Consider the following 23,958-nt stretch of genomic DNA (forward strand, 5'->3'; position numbering starts at 1 on the left):
GTTAATCCAGGCTCATGGCCAGAGGCATCCCCAAAGCGCCAAGCGATCTATAATCCATACTCTGAATTACAACTCACTCTCAATAATGTGCACCTAGAGCGGCTCAGCAGACTCTACAGGGTTTTTTATTCAACATATAGAGTACCCATCATTTCCACTTCGTATGAAATGCCCCTTTTTCATCAATACGCTCATACGTGTGTGCACCAAAATAATCACGTTGCGCTTGAAGTAAGTTCGCATTTGATTGACCCGTTCGATAGCTGTCATAATACGTAAGCGAAGCACTTAGTGATGGGAACGACATTCCTGACATGACGCTCTCCGCTAAAACTTTCCTCAAACCTGTTTGATATTCTTTCGTTTTTTTCACAAAGTATGGGGCAACCAATAAATTAGCAATTCCCGCCTGTGCATCCTCATAAGCTTCGCTGATTGTGTTTAAAAATTCAGCGCGTATAATACAGCCGCCGCGGAAAATTAGAGCGATGTCTTTTAATGGCAAATTCCAATCATTCAGTTCTGAAGTCTTTTTGTATTGCGTAAACCCTTGCGCATACGCACAAATTTTCCCCATATACAAAGCTTGGCGTACATTTTCAACCCACACTTCTTTATCCAACTCTTCATTTCCTTGTGCTGGGCCTGCTAACGCACTTTCGGCATACACTCGTTCCTCTTTTGAATGGGATAGATAGCGCGCGAATAGCGATTCCGTAATAATTGATACGGGAATCCCATTATCGATTGCTTGTATACTCGTCCACTTTCCTGTCCCATTTTGGCCTGTTTTATCAAGAATCATGTCGACAAGCGGCAATCCTGTTTTGGCATCTTTTTTCCTTAGTATATCTGCAGTGATTTCAATTAAATAACTTTTTAATTCTCCTTGATTCCACGTTTCGAAAATGTCTGCGATTTCATCTAACGGAAGCTGTAGTCGTCTTCTTAAAAACGTATATGCCTCAGCAATGAGTTGCATATCCGCATACTCAATCCCGTTGTGCACCATTTTCACAAAATGGCCTGCCCCTTTTGGACCGATGTAAACGCAGCAAGGGTCCCCTTCCACTTGGGCAGCAATTTTGGTTAGAATCGGTGCCACTTTTTCATATACTTCTTCGATGCCACCAGGCATAAGTGATGGACCTTTTAAAGCCCCTTCTTCCCCGCCGGAAACACCGATTCCTAAATAGTCGATTCCAATGGCCTTTAATTCATCAAATCTGCGTGCTGTGTCCATATAATTTGAATTGCCGCCGTCCATGATGATATCGCCTGAATCTAACAGTGGAATCAGTGAAGAAATGACTGTATCGACCACTTTACCCGCTGTCACCATTAGAAAGATTTTTCGTGGCGATTGTAGAGATTGTACAAAATGCTGAAGCTCATAATAGGGATGAATTTGTTCGTTTTCACTTTTTTGTATAAGTTGATCTGTTAAATCCCTAGTGTAATTATAAACCGCTACATCTTCACCTTTGCTTGCCATGTTTAACGCGATACTGCTGCCCATCACGCCAAGACCCATAACGCCAATTGTATGATTCATCAATTTTCGACTCCTTATTTATCAAGTTTCGGTAAGTTTCTTTGATAATTCGCGATACTTTCATATTCATTTCCTAAAACCCTAGAGACATTAATGAATATCGGTAAAAGCTTCACGTATTCTTCTACAGCAGATTCTACTGGTGTGTGACGATTTGTACTGCCTATCATGTCAGATACAACGTCAAATGAATCGATTTTACCTGTTGCAAATAATCCTAAGATACAAGCGCCCAGACATGAGCTTTCATAACTTTCTGGAACAATCACTTCCATGTCAAATATATCTGCCATCATTTGGCGCCATGTAGCTGATCTTGCGAAGCCTCCTGTAGCTTGAATTTTCGTTACAGGTTCGTCCATAACTTCTAGTAAGGCTAAAAATACGGTGTATAGATTGTATAAAACGCCTTCGAGAGCTGCACGTATCATATGCTCTTTCTTATGCGACATCGTTAGTCCAAAAAATGAGCCTCGCACATCTGGATTCCATAAGGGTGCACGTTCGCCAGCTAGATAAGGATGAAATAACAACCCATCCGATCCTGGTCTGACTCGTTCGGCAATCTTGGTTAACACTTCGTACGGATCAATGCCAAGCCTTTTTGCGGTTTCTACTTCTGATGCTGCAAATTCATCTCTAATCCAACGAAGAATCATTCCGCCATTGTTGACTGGCCCACCAATTACCCAGTGTTTTTCCGTAAGCGCATAACAGAATATCCGACCTTTGTCGTCTGTTTGAGGCCGATCAATAACTGTTCGGATCGCGCCGCTCGTACCGATTGTCACTGCGACTTCTCCCTTACCGATTGCATTCACACCTATATTGGAGAGCACTCCATCACTTGCGCCAATGACGAAAGGGGTTTGTGGATTAATGCCCATTTTTCTTGCTATTTCATAATTACAGTTGTTAAAAATCTCAGTAGTCGGGACTAGTTTAGATAACTGCTCCCGCGTGACACCCGCGATTTCCAATGCTTCTTCGTCCCAATCGAGTGCGAGAAGATTCATCATACCCATAGCAGAAGCTAATGAATGATCCACAACATAGCGATTAAAGAACTTTTTAAAGATGTATTCCTTTATGCCAATGTACTTTTTAGCTTTAACCGCAATTTCTGGACGATCATGTACAATCCAAGCAATTTTACTTAACGGGGACATTGGATGAATCGGTGTGCCCGTCCGTTTGTAAACTTCATGACCATTTAGTTCTTCTTTTATTTTCCGTGTCCACGCTTCACTTCGATTATCCGCCCAAGTGATACATTGCGTCAGTGGTTGATCATTTTGATCCATCGCAATCACGCTATGCATCGCGCTGCTGAATGAAATGAACAATAATTTTTCCGGAGGGATGTGGGAATGTTTCATTATAGTTGAGATTGCCTTCAACACGGCTTGATAGATTTCTTCCGGATCTTGTTCTGCTGTCGAGATATCTGGCGTGTGGAGTGGATAACCGATATTCTCTGTTTGGATGATGTCACCTTTTTCGGTGAATAAAACCGCTTTCGTACTTGTCGTACCTATATCTATACCTAACATATAATTCGTCATTTTCTTTGCTCCCTTCCTTTGGTGAGCAATTGTTGCGACATCCAAAGGTCTTCTACTTCGTTTTGAACATTATCGAAGTTTTGATGCAATGCTTGAATCATGATAGCTCTGTCTTTTGTATGTATGGCTTCTATATAAAGCGCATGATTTGTTAAAATACGTGAAAAATCATCGTCTTTTTCGCTTAATCGCGCCCGCATCGATAAAAGAATTAAGCTTTCCATCACAGGTTTCGTATTATTCCAAATCAGCTGGATATAGGAATGGTTGATTGAACGAATAATCGTTTCATGGAAGAGTACATCTTGATAGGAGAACTCATCCGCATCTTTGTATTTAATGGCAACTTCCATCATTTCGAGTATTTTACTTAAGTCACTTACCAATTCACTTGTGTCTATTTGTGCTATCCGTTCATAAACGAACGTTTCTATGAGCAAACGAACATCATAAAATTCCTTAATGTCTCGCTCTGACAAACCAACTACAACCGCACCCATTCTTTCCAATCGTATAATGTTTTCAGAAGCCAATATCTTTAGGGCTTCGCGGATTGGAGATCGACTTACTTCAAATTCTAATGCCAACTTGTTTTCTGATAAAACGGTCCCCTTTTCAATTATGCCCGAAATAATCCGCATGCGAAGTTCACATGCTAAACGGACGCCTGTAGAAGCGCTCGTATTCCATTTTACAGGGTATAGAGTCTCTTGGGATTCACTCATCATTTCACTTCCTTGCTAGAAATTCCACATACTTGTATACAAGTATGATAGTATACATATAAGGATATGTAAACGTCTTTGCCTTATTTTAAAACAATATACTCTAAGTACTTTTTAGAGCTATTTTTATAAAGCTGTTTCAATAATTGTTGTCATTAACTCCGTACCCGTATACAGAGACAGAAATTCATCCTCATAAAAAACTGCCCGCATAAGTCGAAGTATTTCCAACTCACGGGGCAGTCCTTTATGAACTTAAAATATTTGATTATCAGTTAAACAAATAGGCTTAGAAGTAAAACGAAACCAAGTCCAGTTACTGAGATAACCGTTTCTAGCACTGTCCATGTTGCAAATGTCTCCTTCATCGTTAAACCAAATGACTCTTTAACAATCCAGAAACCAGTATCGTTAACGTGTGAGGCGATGATACTACCCGCACCTGTTGCTAATACCATTAGTTCCAAATTGACATCCGTGCCCGCCATCATTGGAATAACAAGTCCAGCTGTGGTTAGTGCCGCAACTGTTGCTGATCCTTGTGCAATTCTAATAACTGCAGCGATAAGCCAAGCTAATACTAGCGGTGAAATTGCACTACCTTCAAAGAGGACCGCGACATAATCACCAACGCCTCCATTGATCAAGACTTGCTTAAGTGCTCCACCGGCACCAAGAATCAGTAACATCATACCGATTGCCCGAACCGCAGTTTCTGCAGATTCCATAAGATCTTTCATTGGAATTTTCCGTGCGATACCCATTGTGTAGATTGCCAGTAATACTGACAGCAACATAACTGTAGTCGGAGATCCAATCATAGTCACTAGATCAAAAAACACGTTTGCAGTTCCACTTTCATCTTGTACTAATTTAACGATTGTTGAAAATGCCATTAAAATAACTGGGAATAGCGCTGTGAATGCACTGATTCCAAATCCTGGTGTATCTTCTAGTTTAAATTGTTTTGTTTCACCGATTGAAGCGATACTACCGCTTGTACTATCTTTACTAAAAGCATTTGGTACAAACTTCTTCGCGAATTTTGTAAATATCGGACCTGCAATTATGACGATTGGAATTGCAATGATAAAACCATAAAGCAAGACCAATCCTACGTTTGCTCCGAACTCATTGGAAATAACTGTAGGACCTGGATGTGGCGGTAAAAATGCATGTGTTGCTGAAAGTGCTGCCGCCATGGGAAGACCTAAGTATAGAAATGGTACATTTATTTGTTTTGAAATTTGATAAACGATAGGTATTAATAGCACAAGGCCAACTTCAAAGAACAACGCAATTCCTAGGATGAAGGAAGCGGTAACAACAGCCCATTGAATATACTTCAATCCGAATTTATCAATCAATGTCATTGCAATACGTTGAGCACCGCCTGAATCGGCGATAAGTTTACCGAGGATTGCCCCTAACCCGAAGACTAACGCAATACTACCTAACGTTCCCCCCATACCACTTTCAATTGATTTTACAATCTCATTGATTGGCATACCTAATGCTAAAGCAATTAGGAATGAAACAACTACCAATGAAATAAATGTATTTACATTAAATTTCATGATTAAAATGAGTAAAACTATAATCCCTAATGCGACAATTAATAATGGCATAATTTTCTCCCTCTGATAAGTATAGAATTTTTCCAAACAATGTTTGTACTATTCTATAGTTGATCTCTTTTATTGGTTGATATAGCTATCTGTGCTTTTAATTATGATTCCATGAAGTAAACCGATTTATCTACCTAAGTTAATACTTCTTGCAAATTAAATCAACTAGATCCTCTTGCCATTAACGTTGGTTGTAACCGATGGATCTCCGGTTCCCCTTGTTCTTTTTCATTTATTTGCTCCATGAGTAATTTGACAGCCAGATTAGCCATTTCAATCATCGGTTGTGAAATGGTTGTGATTGAAGGCGTGTAAAAACTGGCAAATGGTACGTCATCTATCCCGATAACAGCTACATCTTGTGGAATTTTTAAATGATGCTGTTTTATGAATTTCAATACTTCCATGAGTACGAAATCATTTCCTGCTAATATTGCCTCAGGTGGTGCTTCAAGCTCGAACAATTCTTCGAGTGCTGAAGAAATTGCATCCGAGTCAGCAGTCTTCACATAATCTGTGTTAATATTCAATTGATGATGCGCTAGCGCACTTTTATATCCTTGAATACGTTCAATCCGAGGACTTATATTTCTAATAATTGACGTAGTGACAATGGCGATTTTGTCGTAACCGCTTTCAACGAATTGACTTACAGCCAATTCCGCCGCTTTTTCATTATCGAGCAAAACAGTTTCAATCCCTAAATCAGGGATTGTTCTGTCCATAAAAACAAGTGGAAAACCGGACTTTTTCATCCTCTTATACAAGTCGATATTTCCGCCTGTTGGAAATATAATAATTCCATCCACTTGCTTTGCCAAAAGCATATCGATATATTCTTTTTCCTTATCTGGTTCATCATCCGCATTACAGACGATGATATGAAAACCATTTTCATAGAACTTGTTTTCAATCGCACGGATAATATGAGTTGAGAACGAGTGAAGAATATTAGCGACAATGACCCCCACAGTAAATGTAGATTTCTGTGTTAGACTGCGCGCGACACTGTTCGGGCGATAATCCAATTCTTCGACTGCGACTTCTATTCGTTCTCTTGTAAGCTCACTCATATACTCATAGCGTTTATTTAAAAATTGAGAAACTGTACTTTTAGATACCCCTGCTAATTTTGCTACATCTGCTATTGTAATATTCTTCAATTTATCCAACTCCATTTTCTAACTACACACCATTATACACCGGAGTAGGCCATGAAGCCTCCATCTATTTGAATTGTTGTGCCTGTAACAAAACCGGAACACGATTCATCAACCAGAAACAGTAATGCGCCAAGCAAATCTTCAGGTTTACCGAATCGTTTCATCGGTGTAGCTGCAATAATTTTACTTGAACGTGCAGTATGGCTACCGTCTTCATTGAGTAGCAAGTCACGATTCTGGGTTGTTAGGAAAAAACCAGGTGCAATCGCGTTTACTCTCAATCCAGTTTCCGCAAAGTGGACAGACAGCCACATCGTAAAGTTATTAATGGATGCTTTTGCTGCACTGTACGCTGGCACTTTCGTCAACGGGGTATATGAACTCATTGATGACAGATTGACGATTGAAGGTGTTTCTGATTTCAATAGTTCTTTTCCGAATACTTGTGTTGCTAGGAACGTACCCGTGAAATTTGTAGCAAATACATTCGTAAAGCCTGACTCATCCAAGTCGAAAAAAGATTGTCCTTCCGAATGTTCATCATAGCTCTCCGGATCGGTTACAGCATCGGGATGATTGCCACCCGCTCCGTTAATGAGAATGTCAATACGACCAAAATGTTCCACGATTTTCGATTTTGCCTGTTCCAGAGACGTTCTGTCTAATACATCCGCTTCCACTGCAAGCGCTATGCCACCAGCTTGTTGAATGCTGTCAACGACTTCCTGTCCTGTTTCGACATTGCGATTCAAAATCGCCACTTTAACGCCTTGGCGCGCTAATTCACGCGCCATTTCTGAACATAAAACTCCACTTCCACCTGTAATAACGGCTACCCGTCCATTGAGTAAGTCATGAATTGGAATCATGATTCACCATTCGCTGTTTTCGTTTCATATGCGTCCCATAATCCGAGCAAATACATGATGCCTAAAGCACGGTCATACAACCCGTAACCCGGTCGGCAAACTTCTCCCCAAATATGGCGGCCATGATCCGGTCTGACGTATCCGTCGTAGTTTTGCTTATGCAACTCTTCTACAACACCTTTGACGTCAATTGATCCATCTTGCGTATAATGAGATGTTTCTACGAAATCACCGTTGTCATAAATTTTCACATTACGGATATGCGAGAATGGAGCACGTGATGCGTATTTTTTCGCGACTTGAACCATATCGTTCTCCGGATTTGCGCCCATTGAGCCCGTACACATTGTAAATGCGTTTGACTCGGAGTCAGAAATGGCAATCAGTCTTTCGTAACTTTCTGGACCTGTCATAATGCGTGGCAGACCGAAAATCGACCAAGGTGGATCATCCGGGTGAATCGCCATTTTTATGCCGCAAGCTTCTGCAACGGGTAAGATTTCTTTTAAGAAAATCTCAAGATTTCCCCATAGTTGCTCTTCGTCCACTTGTTTGTAAGCTTCGAAAAGTTCATTAATCTTATCTAATTTCTCCGGTTCCCATCCAGGAAGCGTCAAATCGGAAGCTTCACTTACAGTACGGATCAATTCTTTCGGATCAAGCCCGTCCACTTTTGCTTTTTCATAGAATAACGCAGTAGATCCATCTTCTAATGGATGGAACATTTCCGTACGCGTCCAGTCAAATATAGGCATGAAGTTATAACAGATGACTTTAACGCCAAATTCTGAAAGATTGCGGATCGTCTCTTTATAGTTTTCAATGTATTTATCGCGATCTTCATTGCCAATTTTGATGGCTTCATGGACGTTTACACTTTCAACGACGTCCGCGTGAAAACCGAATGATTTAATATAATCGACTTCTTCTTTTATGTCTTCTTTTTTCCAAACTTCTCCAGCAGGCACTTGGTGCAACGCCCATACGATACCTTTTGTTCCAGGGATCTGTCTGATGTGATCGAGTGTGACCGTGTCATTGTCTCTTCCGTACCAACGAAATGTGATATTCATCATGCCACTCCTTTTATTGTGCAATTTTGTTTATATATTCTTTACTCAGTTCCACTACTGCTTCGTACCCGCCCGATTTGTATGCTTTGTTCAAATCGCTGCCAATCCCCACAGCTACTGCGCCTGCTGCAAGCCAATCATTCATATTATCCAGACCGATGCCACCTGTTGGCATAATCTTCACTTGCGGCAATGGTCCGTTCACCGATTTGATAAATGAAGGGTCAAAGCCGTTTGCTGGGAATAGTTTCAATACATCACAACCAGATTCAAGCGCTTTTACCATTTCACGGATTGTCATACAACCTGGGAAATACGGAATGCCGTAGCGGTTGCAAATGCGTGCAACATCCTCATTAAAGTGAGGACTGACGACAAACTTTGCACCGGCTAAAATGGCATGACGCGCAGTTTCAGGGTCTAACACTGTTCCTGCCCCTAAAAGCATGTCTTCATGCTGCAATTCCTCAAACACTTTTTGAACATTGGGCGTCGTATACGTCAATTCGATTGCCCGAATTCCGCCTTCAGCAGCCGCTTTTGACAACTGGATGGCTTCCTCAGCATCACTCCCGCGAATGACTGCTACGACCTTAGATGCCGCTATTTGTGCATGCGTCTCAAACTTTGACATGATTGTATAGCCTCCCTTAATCGAATACAATAACAGCTTTGCGAACTTTGTCTGGATTATTCTCAACAAAAGTAAATGCTTCTTGCACATCTTTAAGTGCAAAAGTATGTGTGATCAATCCGTCATGACGAAGTTTTCCTGCGTTTAAAAATTCAACAACTTTTGGCATTTGATTCGTTTGCAATCTAGATCCAACAATTGTGATTTCTTTTTTCGTAATTAATAATTGCGGAATTTGAGCTGGTCTTTCATCGAAACCAAGCACAACAACCGTTCCAGCAGGAGAAACAACTTCAATCCCCAGTTGAAATGTCATTGGTAGACAAACTGCATCGATGACGACGTTCGCCCCTTCGCCTTTTGTCCACTCTTTTACGCGTTCTTTCACATCTTCCGATCCTACTTGAACCGTAACATCCGCTCCACTTTCCCGCGCAAATGCCAGACGTTCCTCGCTCAAGTCCGACATCATAACAGATGCACCTTGTAGTTTGGCGAATTTCAGTATACATATACCAATCGGTCCCGCTCCTTGGATCAGAACCGTATCTCCTGGCCCCACTTGACCTCTCCAAGTTGCTTGAGCACCAATTGTGTATGGTTCTGCCATTACAGCTTCGTTCCAATCTAGCGTCGAATCGACTGCGTGGAGTTGCTTTTCAGGAAGAACGAAATACTCTCTCATTCCACCGTCTTCATGGACTCCGAACACCGACAACTGTTCACATACATTCGGACGCCCTTTACGACATGCGTAACATTCGCCGCAGTAGCTAATCGGTTCTACGACTATATGGTCCCCTACTTTGAGTGTTGTTACATCTGTTCCTATTTCCACCACTTCGCCCGTCACTTCATGGCCAACAACACGCGGCAATGTCGCAAGCGGATTCGTTCCGTGGTAAATATGCATATCCGATCCACAAATTCCGACGCGCTTCGTTTTCACCAGTACATCCGTTGCAGAAACGATTTTAGGTTGTTCGACTTCATTGATGACAAGGTCATGCGCTTTTCTGACTTGAACAGCTTTCATCTTGTTCACCTTACCTTTCGATACCTTTTTCTTGTCTGATGAATGGCAATAGCTCTTCCAAGTAAGGAAGTCCTTCATTGTCTCCGGATACTGTCGTAACAAGAGCCCCGACGCCATTTGCAAGTTCCAATCTTTCTTCTGGAGAGAACCCATTCAAATACGCATAAATATAACCTGCATCGTACCCGTCACCTGCACCTACTGTGTCCACAGGATTGACTTTAAATGCAGCCTTTTCATACCAAGTACCCTCTGTAAGAATTCTTGAACCGTTTGCACCGTCTTTTATCACAAATTGACTTATTTTAAAACGCTCTGCACAAGCGACCAGCGCTTCATCAGAAGATTCTCCAATAATCAATTCAATTTCATCAAGCCCAGTCAGTAGAATATCAACATACGGCAATACTTTCAATAATGTCGCTCTCGCCTCTTCAATAGTCCACATTTTCAACCGTAGATTCGGGTCGAATGACACCGGAATCCCAATTTCTTTTGCAGTTTTAAGCACTTGTATTACTATTTCGAAGTTTTTTGGATCTATCGATAAAAACACGCCCGTAAGATGGACCACATCAATACCTTCAAACATGTCTTTCGTAATATCTTCTGGTTTCATCGTCAGTATTGGTGACTGATGGCGGTAATAAAACGTCTTCCCTGAACCGTCTTCTTGGATTTCTTTAAAGTTCAACGAAGTAGGATACCCTTCCACCAGCTCGACATTAGACACATCGACACCTTCACCGCGTACAAAATTATAAATGACTCGTCCAAACTCGTCTTTCCCTAAACGGCTCACCCATTTTGATTTCAGGCCAAGGCGAGCACATCCAATTGCAAAATTCAATTCCGCCCCGCCTACTTTGCGAGAAAAATTTGATACAAATCGTAAAGGGCCTGTGTCGGCCGGATTCATTGTAATAAGACCATCACCAAGTGTCAAAACACTAAATTTTGAAGTCACGTAATTCCTCCTCTTCTACCATTTCTGGTAGTTATCATCCATACAATTAACTCTATAAATCGGTTTAGTAAAACGGTTTAGTAAATTATACAATGAAAAGGCTTTCACATTCAAGTATTAGTATTTAGTATTCGACTAAAAATTAAACATTCTTCTTTTACTATAGCTTGCGCGTCCTTTTAGGATCTGACATTAGGTCAATTTCGGATGAATACGCCCTTAGTGATTACCAAAGTTAACCAGCAGATAAATGGAACACACAAGGTGCTACATGTAGATTCGTTTTCGGATTGCTTTAGATTGAACAACTTCTATACCATTATCGAGTTTTTTTAATTAGTAGGGATGTGTCACTTTCTTATAGAGTAAAGCAGAGAATGCAGTATACGACGTACTAGAGTGCCCGAAATTTCATCTTCGGGCACTTATACTCTTTATAAAGAGTAATCTATACTTTTCTTTCAAAGCATCTGCATTTTTCACTTGGATATTGTAGGAACGCGACAGGCGATTAATCACAACAAGCTAACCGAAAAAGGTATTGCTAGAAGTGACGGAGTCACTTCTAGCAACACTTGCCCCACGGTTAAGGTGTAGTGATTAATTCGCCGAAAGCGGTTCGGAAATAATCATGTGAAAAATGGCGATTCTCAAACTTTTCTCGCCAACATTTAGTATACTAACATCTACTTCTTGCACTCTAAAATACTTTTTAAAGTTTTTTTAAAAAAAGAGGTTTAACTTAAATGTAGCCGGGTATAATTAGATTACAAGGCAGAACTTCCGGAGGATGAACCCGGTAGACGAGTAACCTACAGGTGATTCTAACGATGAACTGCACAGCCTTGGCGGGAAATTTGCTTTACTGGCGATGTTTCACTTTTTCAGAACCGAGTATGTGGGTTCCAAGTTAATGTGTTGACCAAGCAGTAAGCGTTATGTTTTTTGTTTAAAGTGCAATTAGATACTGACTTCAATAAAACAGATCGCTTACCGAACATCTTGCGACTGCATGGCCGAATGGCTAATTGAGTCAGACCCGTCAAACTGCACGGACGAGTTTTGCGTACTAATCGTCAGTAATAACAGTTTGTGTAATTAAAAAACTATCAAATTTTCCGAGTGCACCCCTTTTTATTAGGGAATGGAAAAAGCATGAACCTCTTAGTTTGAGGGTCATGCTTTTTCTTTGTAGGGACAAACAATAATCTACGAAATGATTGGTAAGACGCCGCTTTGTTGGTCCTTCTTTATAAGTAAAAGTGGTAATTCACATAATGTACTAGTGCCGCCGAATAATATTTAATCTTCCAAGTTTGCAACAGTAATAATTTCCATTACCTGCGTAACAAGCAATTAATGATTTTTTAAACTCACACGATAGTTTGTACCTAACACTAATTTATAAAATAATCTTTAGCTATTGGGCTAATAATGGCAAAATCCCCTCCATTTTGTATAGGCTTCTGCATGAGAATCGACCGGCTTGTAACGAGTATTGAATACTTAACCTGTTGCTTTACAAGAATGCCTCCTGCTTTCATACATATCTGAAGTCCTTTTGAATTTAAAGCGCTTTTAAATCTGAGTTCAACAATTCCTAACCGCTTTAATCCTCCCATTTAATTTTGTTAATTCTTTCTTAACTAAGTTATATGCAAACTCAATAACGGTATAGAACAACGGGACCTATCACTTAAGTTTATATGAGCGTTTCGCATTATCATTTGTGCCCCAATTCCATGTAGGATAAAATAGTCGATACCTATTTAATGCCGTTATTTTTTTAATTGATCAGGTTTCGCTTTTAAGAACGAGCAATTTTTCATCTTCACCATTCACAACTGAAAGCTCGGTTATCATTTTCCCCTCATTATCCGGAATTGTTAGCATGATGAAGATTAATGACGGGATAGCAAAAGCTATGTTTACCATGATCCCTGCAGATGCTGCCAATTCCATGTTACCGGTTGCTACGATTGCACCATAAACAGCTGTTGAAATCGCTATACCAAATGAAAAGCCAAGTGAGCTAGACATTTTATAAATACCTGAAGCAACGCCAACTTTATCCCCTGGAGTATTTACCACAGCGGTATCCATAGAAGGAGTTGCGTATAAACCAAGTCCAATACCTGAAAGCATGAAACCAAGGAAAACTGTGATTATATAAGCTGAGTCAGGTAAGAATGTTAACGCTGTTAAACTAATTCCAAGGGGAGTTATGATTGAAGCTGCAATCATTGGTTTTCTAGCCCCTATTTTTTGCATCATTTTCTCACCTACACGAATCATTATGAGCACAGCAACTAAGTTACCAATCGTTAATAAACCTGTTTGAAATGCTGTAAACCCTCTTGCCAATTGCACATACGTATTTGCAACCACAACTGTTCCACCGATCGCGCTTTGTAAAAAATTTGAGGTTACTGCTCCGGTATATGCTTTTGATTTGAATAAGGAAAATTCAATGAATTTACTCTTTTTCTTCATTTCAACTAGAAAGAATATAACGGTTCCAATTATAGTTACACTTATTAAAGCAATCGTAAGCGGACTCGTCCAACCAAACTCATGTCCACGTGTAATTGTTAAATTTAGTGCCAGCATAATGAAAATAAAGATGAGAAGGCCAGCAAAATCAAATTTTGAATGGCTTTTTTGTTCAGCTTTACTTTCTGGTATGTCTTTTAATAGGTACATCGCAATTAATGAGATAACAATGGATAGGACAAAAATATATCTCCACCCCAGATACGTAGCAATGGCACCACCTACTAAAGCACAAGCACTGGCTCCACCCCATGAACCGAATGACCAATAACTAAGCGCACGTTGCCTGTCTTCCCCATCAAAATATGATTTAACTAAAGCAATGGTTGCAGGCATAATACATGCTGCAGAAATACCCTGAATGATACGCCCAACGATTAAAAGTGGAGCATTTTGTGCTAGAACAAGGCATAAAGAGCCAATAATACTTAAAAGCAATCCTAAAAAAGTCAGTTTCTTACGCCCTGTTCTATCTGAAATTCCACCAGCAGCAACAATAAACATACCTGAAAATAAGGAAGTTATACTAATAGCGATATTTAGAGTTCCGAGTGATATACCTAAGTCTGCTTGAATTGCGGGAATTATATTTACCATTGACGAAGCAAACAACCAAAATGTGAGGACGGCCAATACGATTCCAATAATCATTTTATTTGAACCTTTCTTCCCTACCTCCATTGTAAACCTCCTATAATTTCGTCTTAGTCCTTATTTCCATACTTATCCGCGAAGATACCCTAAATTGTTTCTTCAGAAATAAAGCGCTTTCAACGACTTACTATGGAGAAATATTTAAATTCCATGTTTACCCACAATTTTCTTTATCCAGGTTTATCTTTTAAGGTTCACGACCTGCCTAATTCGTCAACGTTCTTACTGAAACGAGTTCACAATGCAAACTAATGATAGTTGAAATGGGTAAGCCTAGGAATCACCAAGTGGTAAATGCGGTCCGTGTTGTTCCGTTGACCCTACAGGTAAAATAAGTATTCTTTCCTTGGTACTAGCTTCGTATTCTATCCACGTCATTTGCTGTTCCTCTCCTATCCATAAGTTACTATTTGATGAAGACACCGCTTGGAGTGCTCACCTTAACTTGGCGGAACCTATCATGTCGGTATACTTCAAACCAATCCCTAGAAAATCCTCTACAGTACTATCCACCGCTTTCATTTCTAATTGCAGAATCCACTGAACTCCCTTCTTAACGGTATTGCAACCGCTCACAATACCTTTCCCAATTTATTTTCTACTTCTTAGAAACCTGGCTATATACGTTAAATACTCTGTATAAAAAAACTTAAGAAAATCCCATCTTTCTAGACTCGGTATAATGGGATTAGCACTTAACCATTCACAGACCAAAAGGATGCACATTTACTAACAGGATTAAATAAAGTTGATCGACCTATTCGGAAGAATCGGGTAATTTCACTTTGATTACAATTTCAGAATTTTCTGATTTATGGACCGCTTATTTATTAAGATACAGCTCGCTACCTCTTTTGACAATTGGAAGGTTGAGCTAATCTTTATTGGTAACAAAATACTTTTATATGCCCGATGCACAACAGAAAAAAGCACTATTTTAAAGCCTCAATACTCCGTCCCAAAAAGGTACCTTTGCAAGATCGCTTACGTAATTCATCAACAATAAATGTATCTAAATCGCATTATTCAACATAATACTGCGCCGGAATCTAATTACGCACTATTGACTCCTGATAGAGGGCCTCATTTATTAATGGTAAGTTAACACGCCGCTTTGTTAGACTCTTCTTCTAAGTGATAGTGGTGATTTACATAATGTACTAGTAACGCAAAATAATATTTAATCTTCTAAGTTTGCAATAGTGGTAATTTTCAGTACAATCATACTAAGGGGGAGAGTAAATGATCACCGTACAAGAATCATTAGGTTTGCCCGAATTACAAAAGATAATCGTCAGGTCCGGGCAAAGTGGGTTGGCTCGAAAAATTAGTTGGGCTCATGTAATTGATCATAATGATGTGGCACATTTTCTTGAAGGCCAAGAGCTTTTATTGTCATGTGGACAAGTGTGGCCAAAAGATAGAGAATTAGAAGAAAAATTTCTTAATTCATTACTAAGGCATCAAATCTCCGGTATTATACTTGCGACTGGCCGCTATTTAACACATTGTCCTCCTGCCCTATTAGAATTCGGAGAACAATACTCTATTCCCATTATGGAAGCACCATTTCAGGTACCTTTCGTACGGGTAACCCGTGCAATCCATCAGGAAATCATGGAACGCCAGTATAAAACTAGTGAATTAGTCCATCAGGTTCCTATAACTCTCTCGGAATTAATGCAAGTTGCAAAGGACAGTAAAGAAGTTTGCAAAATTCTAGCCTCCTTTCTCAAATGTACTGTTGTATTTACCGATGAAACAGATGAGGCATTGATAGTGGCGGGTCTAGAAAATGAACAACTAAACAAATTCACACCTAAAATGAAAGGTTTTACTAAACAATTAAAAAACGAGCATCCATATGGTGATAGAGCTATTAGCGTAACTGAACGAAATATAGAGGCGATTCAATTACAGACCGTCTCCCCTTATGTACTGGCGGTTCCTGTATTTATAGAAGGTAATGAATATGGAACGCTTTGGCTTCTAAACAATGACAATATCTTAGATGAGTATCACACACTTGCACTGGAACATTCAGCCCACATACTCATCAATCTTTACAGGCTTCAGCAAGAAGAAAACGTCAAACGTTGGCAATTGCAATCTGAGTTACTAGGATTACTCATCGAAAATTTGGAAACAGCTAGTCTTGTCATTGATAGGAAAATGCATGAAATAGGTCTAAAACAAACGGGACAATGGGTCGCTGGACTTATCCTTTCAGGCAATGATAAGTTAGCCGAACAAACTCTTTTGGAATTAGGATTAATTCGAGGGGTCTGTAACAATTGGTTCAAGAAACAAGAAGACATTAGTGGTTTCTGTGAAATATACAACAATCAAGTAGTGTTGTTGTTTTCTTCAGGCTTGGAGAATGCCGAATTAGACAAGCGTTTAGCAATTTTAAGTCAACAGATTGTGAAAATCAATGATCAACTTAGCCCTGTTATTCTAATAGGCGATGCGCAAACGGAACTGATATCCTACGAGTTAAGTTACAAGAGTGCACAAACCCTAGCTGCAATCGTTCAATTTAAAACGAATTCAGGCCATATTTTCTTTACCTCACATTTTCGTCGCGAGATTTTGCTCTATGGAAATATGAGCCCCGCCGAAGCACACAATCTTCTCAACAAATTGTTACCAGAGGCGTTGCGTTTTGAAAAAGATGAAGTCCTTTATGAAACGTTAACTTGTTTAGCATTGCATAGCTTTAACCGTGAAACAGTTGCAAAAACACTACACATTCATCGTAATACATTGCGCTATCGAATTAAAAAAATTGAAGAACTCCTTCAAGACAGTTTATCTTCACGCGATTGTCAATTCTGGATCCAAACAGCTCTAAATATCGAGCCACTTTCTAGACAATATAAATCCACCTAATTTCCAGTTAATTAAAACGTGCCTACACGTATTGCGCAGGCACGTTTTCTATTGGATTCTTTTACTTACAAATAACTAGGGGTAGCTACTACATTTTTGAAATATACAGCTTCTCCATCGCTTTCTCCATCGAAAATAACCGTCGTATTCGGAGAAAATACCAATACATCTCCAACTTCTCCCACATACCTATTCCCCTCTATATCACGAACAATCATTGTTCCACTCGTTACAACTTTTATTTCAATGAAATCAAAGTCTGCAGAATAGTCTTCCGAAGGTTGTAGTGCAAAGTAACCCATTGTCAATTCAGCCTTTTCAGTTGTAAGTGGAACATCAACAATTTGCCCTTTCAGATTCGGAGTTCCACGTAGCTCGCTCAATTCATTAAGTTTATATGTCCCCGCTTTTATTAATTGAATACCAGGCTTAGCACACAATAGTTTCACTTCATTTTTCGTTACTGTTTTTCTAGACATTCTATTACCCCCTAATTTTTTTTGAAAAGTAACATGCATGAAAATAATACGGTACTATTCTTTTTTCCCGCCAATGAAACTCTGTTGGTATGAAAATTCAGTTAACAGCTGATATAAAAATATAAAAGGCGGCATAGCTGTTCATTTATCAAAGCCAACGGACGAGTTCTACTTGTATCACTCTTGCTGTAATCGCTTACCGTGTCCCTATTTTACCGCTGTTTCCAACATAGGTTTTAAAGCCGGGCGATCGATTGAAAAAATGGATATATCATGCTCTGTTTCACCAGATACCGCCAACTGACTTAACACTTCTCCCACAACACTAGCAAATTTAAATCCATGTCCCGCAAAACCCGCTGCAATCGAAATATGTGGATGCTCCGGATGCTTATCGATGATAAAGTGTCCATCTGGCGTTCTGGAATACATACAAATTGCGCCTCTCTTAAGCTTTCCTGCTGCCTGTGGCATGAACTTTTCCAAGAATTCACGAATATGTCCTTCGTCATTCTCATCGGAGCCAAATTCACGATTCATCGTATCTGGATCAATTTTATCAATAAATTCATGTCTTCCAGCCTTTACGCCACATCCCCCGAAAGTTGGAAATCCATAATAGATTGCCTTTGATGTTTCAGTTGGAACTTCAACCATAAAGGTAGGAAATGCATTCGTATTATAAAGCGATTCTTCGGCTTCAAACCATGCTACTGGCTGACGCGTAGGCGTAATTGGTAGATTTAGGTTTAGGCTTTTGGCTATTTTCCCACTCCAAGCACCACCGCTAAGAATTAACTTGTCCGCAGTAAATGTTCCCTTATTTGTAATTACTTTGACGGAGTCGTTAAAAACTTCGATATCTTCAACAGGATTGTTTACTGAGAACTCGGCACCGTGATGTTCTGCCAGCTCCCGATAGGCTCTTATACAATTTTCACTGTATAAAAATCCCGAGTTATGTTCATGGAATGCAATATAGTCCTCAGGGACAGTTAGCCCCGGCCAACGTTCATTCATTTCTTTGCCCGTTAGGAGATCGATTTCCAGGTTATATTCTTTCCCACTGGCAATCGCTTCATCAATAAATGCAGATTCACCTTTAGGACCAAAACCGATTGAACCTACTCGTGAAAATATTTTGTGATGGGTAATCTTCTCAAGTTCATCCCATAGCTCCTGAGATCTAAGTGCAAGAGGGACATACTCTCTTCCCTCACCGTATGCATGGCGAATGATTCGTGTATCACCGTGGTGGCTACCCTGTGCATGGGGCGGGTCATGTGAATCTATCAGTAGAGTACTAACGCCTTGTTTCGCTAAAAAATAGCCTGCGGCCATTCCCATTGAACCTGCGCCTACAATAATTACTTCATAATTCTTCACCATAATAATACTCCTCTCAATATAAAATAGGTTTTGACATTCCTCATCGCAACCTCCATTGAAAAAATCCCTTTTACTAGGAGTGGACTAACTTTAAAATAGCCATTCAATCATGTAAAAGACATTTGTTTTTAGGTGTATAAACAGAACATTAGTGACATACCAAGGGCAGTCGAAACCATAATTCTGGCAGCGAAGCTGTCGGGCTTATGTCGAATGCATCCCCAAAATACAGAAGTGTTATTTAGGAAATCTTACTTGCTACCTAACCGCAACTTTATTATTAAGCCAAGAACACCCGTGACTTCAGTCGTGGGAGGTTCATTTCCAACTGCAATTGTTTTTCAATGACTAGTTTTGATAATTTCCTTGTTACTAACCATACCCATTTCCTCCTTTAAAAATATGGCTTTAAAGAACAAATTCCCCTATCAATCTTAGTGAAATTACAACATGGGATTGTGTAAGTTAAACATGATTTGATAGAATTCTGGTTACTGTCATAACTATGATGGAACGCATGCACATCAAATAACTTAATACTCTTCCACAAGTTCTAGGTTTGTGTTAAATCCCAATCGCCAAACCGTCGGAATAGTCAATCATTTGATTAGTCTTAGCATATATCAATTTATTGCAAGTAACAATTGGATACTAATGCTCAAGTTTCCTAGTAAGAACTAGAATTCATTGTGCATGAAGTACAAGTCATGAAGAAATAGGGAACAAAAAAACATGATCCGAGTAGGACCATGCTTTTTTTTGTAATAAACGACTTTCCTATTTTAATTTCTTATACCTTATACGCTCACGCTAGTTTTGCGAATAGTAGCCAGATATTTTATCTCTTTACTAGCATCGAATCGACCTTCCCACTTAGACATAACAACGACTGCCAATGCGTTACCGACTACATTGACAACTGTTCTTGCCATGTCTAGAATCCGATCGATTCCTGCGATGAAGGCAAGTCCTTCAAGTGGAATTCCTACAGTACCGAGTGTCGCAAGTAGAACTACGAAAGAAACGCCAGGTACACCCGCAATTCCTTTAGAGGTAACCATTAATACGATCATTAATGTAATTTGTTGCATAATGCTTAAATCGATTCCATACATTTGCGCAATGAAGATCGCTGCAAGCGCTTGGTAGAGTGTGGATCCATCCAAGTTAAATGAATAACCCGTTGGAATGACGAAGGACACAATGTCTTTCGGACACCCGAATTTCTCCATTTTCTCCATGACTTTCGGCAATACCGTTTCTGAACTAGACGTGGAGTACGCCAACAATAATTCATCTTTCAGTACTTTCATAAGACTGAAAACACTCGTCCCACACATCTTCGCAATTGCGCCTAGAACCACCACTATAAAGAACGCCATTACTGCGTACACTAACACGAGTAATTTCCCAAGTGGAATTAAAGACTCTAACCCGAATTTCGAAACCGTTACCCCGATTAAGGCAAACACACCAAATGGAGCAAATTTCATAATGAGATTCGTAACCCAGAACATTGCATCTGCGGTCCCTTGGAAGAAAGAAAGTATCGGTTCTCCTCTTTTACCAATTGCTGCGACACCTAAACCAAATAACACTGAGAAGAAAATAATGGCAAGCATGTCGCCCTCAGCCATCGATTGGATAATATTACTTGGAACAATGTTTACAATAATGTCCATTATACCATTATTCTCTACTTCTTCAGTTGTCTGTACGTATTGCGAAATATCCCCTTTTTCCATTGTGGACATATCCAAACCTACGCCTGGTTTAAATAGATTTGCCGCTAGTAAACCAACGATAATCGCAACTGTTGTAACAATTTCAAAGTAAAGAAGTGTTTTTCCACCTAGTTTACCTAATTTTTTTAAATCCCCGGTTCCCGCAACTCCAACGATTAACGTAGAAACAATAATCGGAACTACGATCATTTTAATCATCCGGATAAACATATCTCCAATGGGCTGCAAATACGTTTCAACTGCAGGGTTTCCAAAGAAAATCGCCCCGATAGTAATCCCAAGGATCAATCCAAGGAGTATTTGATACGCCAATGTGAATTTAAATTTAAATCTTTTCATAGGATCCACCTCTTTTCCATTGATGAAAATGCTTACTTATAAGTAAGCATATGAGGGAGTTACAGAATCCGACAAAAACCGACATTTAATTTTAATATTTCATTTTACCAATGCCGAAATGGAAAAATCCTCCTACTTGATGTAAAGCCATTGAAACAACTATGATGAAAAAAAACAACTTCCCGCCAATTTGGTAGAAGTTGTTTTATCCATCTAATAGACTATAGACATTTTCCGACGGATTACCAAGGAATAACAAGCGCAGATGGGAGCCATCCACAATTTGCCGAAGAGCCTACCCTGGTGATTCCTCAGCACTAACGTTAGTTATGGACTTTTTCAGTGGCCTATTTTGATGTACGGAGTTTTGTTAGTCAGGATTGATTGTGCTTTTCAGCCGTATCGAGATACATCACTTGAAGGAATTTTTTTATATTTATTTTGACTTTCGTCAATTCATTGCTGTTTTCATCAATCTCTTTCATTCGCCGCCGTATTTCCTCAAATTCAAAGTAACGCGACGCATAGTACTCAAACTTTGGATTCATGTAATCGATTAAGCCAAGTGTTGCAATGTTCGTGACTGCAGTAAGTATCGTTCTGCGGATCCGCTGCTCAATTGACTTACTTTCTTTCTTTATTTCTATATCATCCGTTTTATGTAAACTCGCTACCGTCTCATATAGGTCTTTCAAGGGTGGAAACTGAGTATCCGTCTGTTTACGATCCATTAAATGCTCCATCATTAAGACCATATCCTCACTACCTGGCTCACCGATAATGCCTAAATCATTTAACAACGCTAATACGATTTCTTTTATATTTTTCCTCTTAGGTTGAGCAATCGGCGTACCGATATGAGCTAACGATTCTCGGATGGACAGTAAAGACTTTCTTAGACGAGATGTTTCCGATAATTTTTTCAGGATACTCAGTACTTCAACGCGATTGATAGGCTTATGTATAAAGAACTCTACACCTTTTTCGTATGCTTCACCAACCATTTCTTTATTCACAATTTGCGAAATCATAATGAATTGGCCCTGAAACCCTTGCTTTCTTATTTGTTCCATCGTTTCGATTCCGTCTAATTCAGGCATTAGTAGGTCTATTAAGATGAAATCGGGATTTGTTGAATTTATAAGGGGGAGTGATTTTACTCCACTTTCTGCCTCACCAATTACGCTTCCCAGTTCGCCTTCCGTAATTATTTTCGCCAACATTTTCCGACTGGCTGTATCATCATCTACAATAAAATAACGCAACTCGATTCAACCTACTTTCTAATATTCTTCGTTGGAATTCGGAATCGAAAAACCGTTTCTTTAGCCGAAGATTCAACGCGAATCTGACCTTCAAGTGTTTGAATAATATGTTGCACATGAGGCAATCCTATACCCGTTGCTGCGACACCATGATTATTAAATTTCGTCGTATAGCCCGCCTCAAAAATGATGGGCAAATCCGCTTCTAGAATTTCATTTCCAGTGTCTTTTAGTATGAAACAGGTATCGTCAATGTCCTCAAATATCGTTAATTCGATTTCACCGCGTTGGTCAATTGATTCTACTGCATTTGCGGTGAGGTTATTCAAAAGAGCAAGCAATGGGATTTGTTGATTTGTTTCAAAGTCAACAGTGAGTGATTGATGAAAAACGACTTTTTTCTTTAGCAGCATACTGTATTTTTCATTTGCAGTAACGACCAAGTTTAGCACTTCGGAAAGATAGATGACATCATTTCTTTTTTCCGTAGAAATTCTTGAAATCCCGGAAAGAATCCGCTGAGCATCCTTTTTCACTTCGTGTATTTCTTGCGTAATTAGCAATGCTTGCACACTTAAATCTTGAAGATTTCCCTTCTTCAATTTCCGATATAACTCATGGCTTGCCGCCGTAATTTGTTCGATATGATCTAATGACTTTTGCAGATAAAGACTTTCTGCATAAAGGTCTGCCCCCACTTCAAGCATTTCTGACATCTGTTTCTTTTGTTCCGAAACCGTAATCATGCTATAAAGTCCAACCACAAAAAAGCTTCGAAATAAAGCCATCCCTCCTACCAAAGCCCACTCTTGACCACCTAAGTCAACATGTATCGCTAATAAATAGCGCATTAAATGCTCCGCACTATTTCCAATGAATTCGAATAGGAAAGCCCATGCCCCTAAAAGCAATGGAGTTGCTTTGTATGATTCTATTTTAATAATGCTGAATCCAAGCGCAAATATAAAATAATACAAGAAGGAAGGAAAGTGAATTTGTAAACTTGTCATAAAAGAAACTGACTCATTCGTCAAATCGCCAATTAGTCGAAAACAAACGACTGTCATCCCCGTGATGAACCCCGTTCGAATCATAGGCACAATAGGACGAATGAGAAGTAGTAAAAAGAACGCTATACTGCCTAACCCGAAACGAAAATGCTCCCCGTTGAAAGGGGTTACTTTTATTTCACTGAAAATCGTGGTCAATAAAGCGATTAAAACGTAAGAAACGCTATTAACCCCGATAATTTTTTTAAGTTTAGTTATTGAAGACATTAATTTCTCCTTACCGACATGATTAAGCAACATATGCCCTGTCCAACTGTTTATTAATAATTATTATCGACCTATTCAATGAAAAATGGAAGGAAAGAATAGTTGGCTATTCGCGAAAATGCCTGCAGTATTCGAATTTTGACGTTTTTT

At 39.5% G+C, this 23,958-nt stretch carries 18 protein-coding genes; 1 reads left to right on the top strand and 17 read right to left on the bottom strand.

Annotated features, from left to right (window positions below; genetic code table 11):
• Positions 1-148 precede the first annotated feature (148 nt).
• The 12 genes from gnd to AC25Y6_RS02940 all read right to left on the bottom strand — a co-directional run bounded on the left by gnd (position 149) and on the right by AC25Y6_RS02940 (position 14,800).
• The gene (gene gnd / locus AC25Y6_RS02885; protein ID WP_488142006.1) at positions 149-1,555 is read right to left on the bottom strand and encodes a decarboxylating NADP(+)-dependent phosphogluconate dehydrogenase; all 1,407 of its coding nucleotides are present in this window, start codon (positions 1,553-1,555) and stop codon (positions 149-151) included.
• A gap of 14 nt (positions 1,556-1,569) precedes the next feature.
• Entirely contained in the window at positions 1,570-3,120 is a 1,551-nt protein-coding gene (gene gntK, locus AC25Y6_RS02890) for a gluconokinase (protein WP_488142007.1), read from the bottom strand.
• The gene (locus AC25Y6_RS02895) at positions 3,117-3,845 is read right to left on the bottom strand and encodes a GntR family transcriptional regulator (RefSeq protein WP_488142008.1); all 729 of its coding nucleotides are present in this window, start codon (positions 3,843-3,845) and stop codon (positions 3,117-3,119) included. Before AC25Y6_RS02895 ends, gntK begins: the two co-directional genes overlap by 4 nt.
• Before the next feature lie 275 nt (positions 3,846-4,120).
• The gene (locus tag AC25Y6_RS02900) at positions 4,121-5,473 is read right to left on the bottom strand and encodes a gluconate:H+ symporter (protein WP_488142009.1); all 1,353 of its coding nucleotides are present in this window, start codon (positions 5,471-5,473) and stop codon (positions 4,121-4,123) included.
• 161 nt (positions 5,474-5,634) lie between these two features.
• Positions 5,635-6,636 carry a LacI family DNA-binding transcriptional regulator gene (locus AC25Y6_RS02905; RefSeq protein ID WP_488142010.1) on the bottom strand — a complete coding sequence of 334 codons (1,002 nt, stop codon included), beginning with the start codon at positions 6,634-6,636 and terminating at the stop codon, positions 5,635-5,637.
• A 32-nt stretch (positions 6,637-6,668) separates the two neighbouring features.
• Positions 6,669-7,505 carry an SDR family oxidoreductase gene (locus AC25Y6_RS02910; RefSeq protein ID WP_488142011.1) on the bottom strand — a complete coding sequence of 279 codons (837 nt, stop codon included), beginning with the start codon at positions 7,503-7,505 and terminating at the stop codon, positions 6,669-6,671.
• On the bottom strand, positions 7,502-8,578 hold the full coding sequence (uxuA, locus tag AC25Y6_RS02915) for a mannonate dehydratase (protein ID WP_488142012.1): 1,077 nt from the start codon (positions 8,576-8,578) through the stop codon (positions 7,502-7,504). Before uxuA ends, AC25Y6_RS02910 begins: the two co-directional genes overlap by 4 nt.
• A 13-nt stretch (positions 8,579-8,591) precedes the next feature.
• Complete coding sequence (locus AC25Y6_RS02920) at positions 8,592-9,212, bottom strand: bifunctional 2-keto-4-hydroxyglutarate aldolase/2-keto-3-deoxy-6-phosphogluconate aldolase (RefSeq protein ID WP_482100542.1); 621 nt, start codon at positions 9,210-9,212, stop codon at positions 8,592-8,594.
• A 16-nt stretch (positions 9,213-9,228) separates the two neighbouring features.
• Complete coding sequence (locus AC25Y6_RS02925) at positions 9,229-10,248, bottom strand: zinc-binding alcohol dehydrogenase family protein (RefSeq protein ID WP_488142013.1); 1,020 nt, start codon at positions 10,246-10,248, stop codon at positions 9,229-9,231.
• A gap of 10 nt (positions 10,249-10,258) precedes the next feature.
• On the bottom strand, positions 10,259-11,215 hold the full coding sequence (locus AC25Y6_RS02930; RefSeq protein ID WP_488142014.1) for a sugar kinase: 957 nt from the start codon (positions 11,213-11,215) through the stop codon (positions 10,259-10,261).
• 1,794 nt (positions 11,216-13,009) lie between these two features.
• Positions 13,010-14,449: an MFS transporter gene (locus AC25Y6_RS02935; RefSeq protein WP_488142015.1), complete on the bottom strand. Its 1,440-nt coding sequence runs from the start codon at positions 14,447-14,449 to the stop codon at positions 13,010-13,012.
• 246 nt (positions 14,450-14,695) lie between these two features.
• A complete protein-coding gene (locus AC25Y6_RS02940; RefSeq protein WP_482100538.1) occupies positions 14,696-14,800 on the bottom strand; it encodes a creatininase family protein in 105 nt (34 codons plus the stop codon).
• Positions 14,801-15,664: 864 nt separating this feature from the next.
• Between AC25Y6_RS02940 and AC25Y6_RS02945 the strand changes: the two genes are divergently transcribed.
• Complete coding sequence (locus AC25Y6_RS02945; protein ID WP_488142016.1) at positions 15,665-17,314, top strand: PucR family transcriptional regulator; 1,650 nt, start codon at positions 15,665-15,667, stop codon at positions 17,312-17,314.
• 65 nt (positions 17,315-17,379) lie between these two features.
• On the opposite strand, the gene AC25Y6_RS02950 is transcribed toward AC25Y6_RS02945, so the two are convergent.
• The 5 genes from AC25Y6_RS02950 to AC25Y6_RS02970 form a co-directional block, all read right to left on the bottom strand.
• Positions 17,380-17,793, bottom strand: a complete 414-nt coding sequence (locus AC25Y6_RS02950) for a cupin domain-containing protein (protein ID WP_488142017.1) — start codon at positions 17,791-17,793, stop codon at positions 17,380-17,382.
• Between the two features lie 207 nt (positions 17,794-18,000).
• Positions 18,001-19,182 (bottom strand): N-methyl-L-tryptophan oxidase, encoded by a 1,182-nt coding sequence (solA, locus tag AC25Y6_RS02955; protein ID WP_488142018.1) that lies wholly within the window; start codon positions 19,180-19,182, stop codon positions 18,001-18,003.
• A 797-nt stretch (positions 19,183-19,979) separates the two neighbouring features.
• The gene (locus AC25Y6_RS02960) at positions 19,980-21,266 is read right to left on the bottom strand and encodes a cation:dicarboxylate symporter family transporter (RefSeq protein WP_488142019.1); all 1,287 of its coding nucleotides are present in this window, start codon (positions 21,264-21,266) and stop codon (positions 19,980-19,982) included.
• A gap of 374 nt (positions 21,267-21,640) precedes the next feature.
• Entirely contained in the window at positions 21,641-22,531 is an 891-nt protein-coding gene (locus AC25Y6_RS02965) for a response regulator (protein ID WP_488142020.1), read from the bottom strand.
• An 11-nt stretch (positions 22,532-22,542) separates the two neighbouring features.
• Entirely contained in the window at positions 22,543-23,808 is a 1,266-nt protein-coding gene (locus AC25Y6_RS02970; protein ID WP_488142021.1) for a sensor histidine kinase, read from the bottom strand.
• Positions 23,809-23,958 lie beyond the last annotated feature (150 nt).

It is taken from the genome of Sporosarcina sp. Y1004, assembly GCF_057669665.1.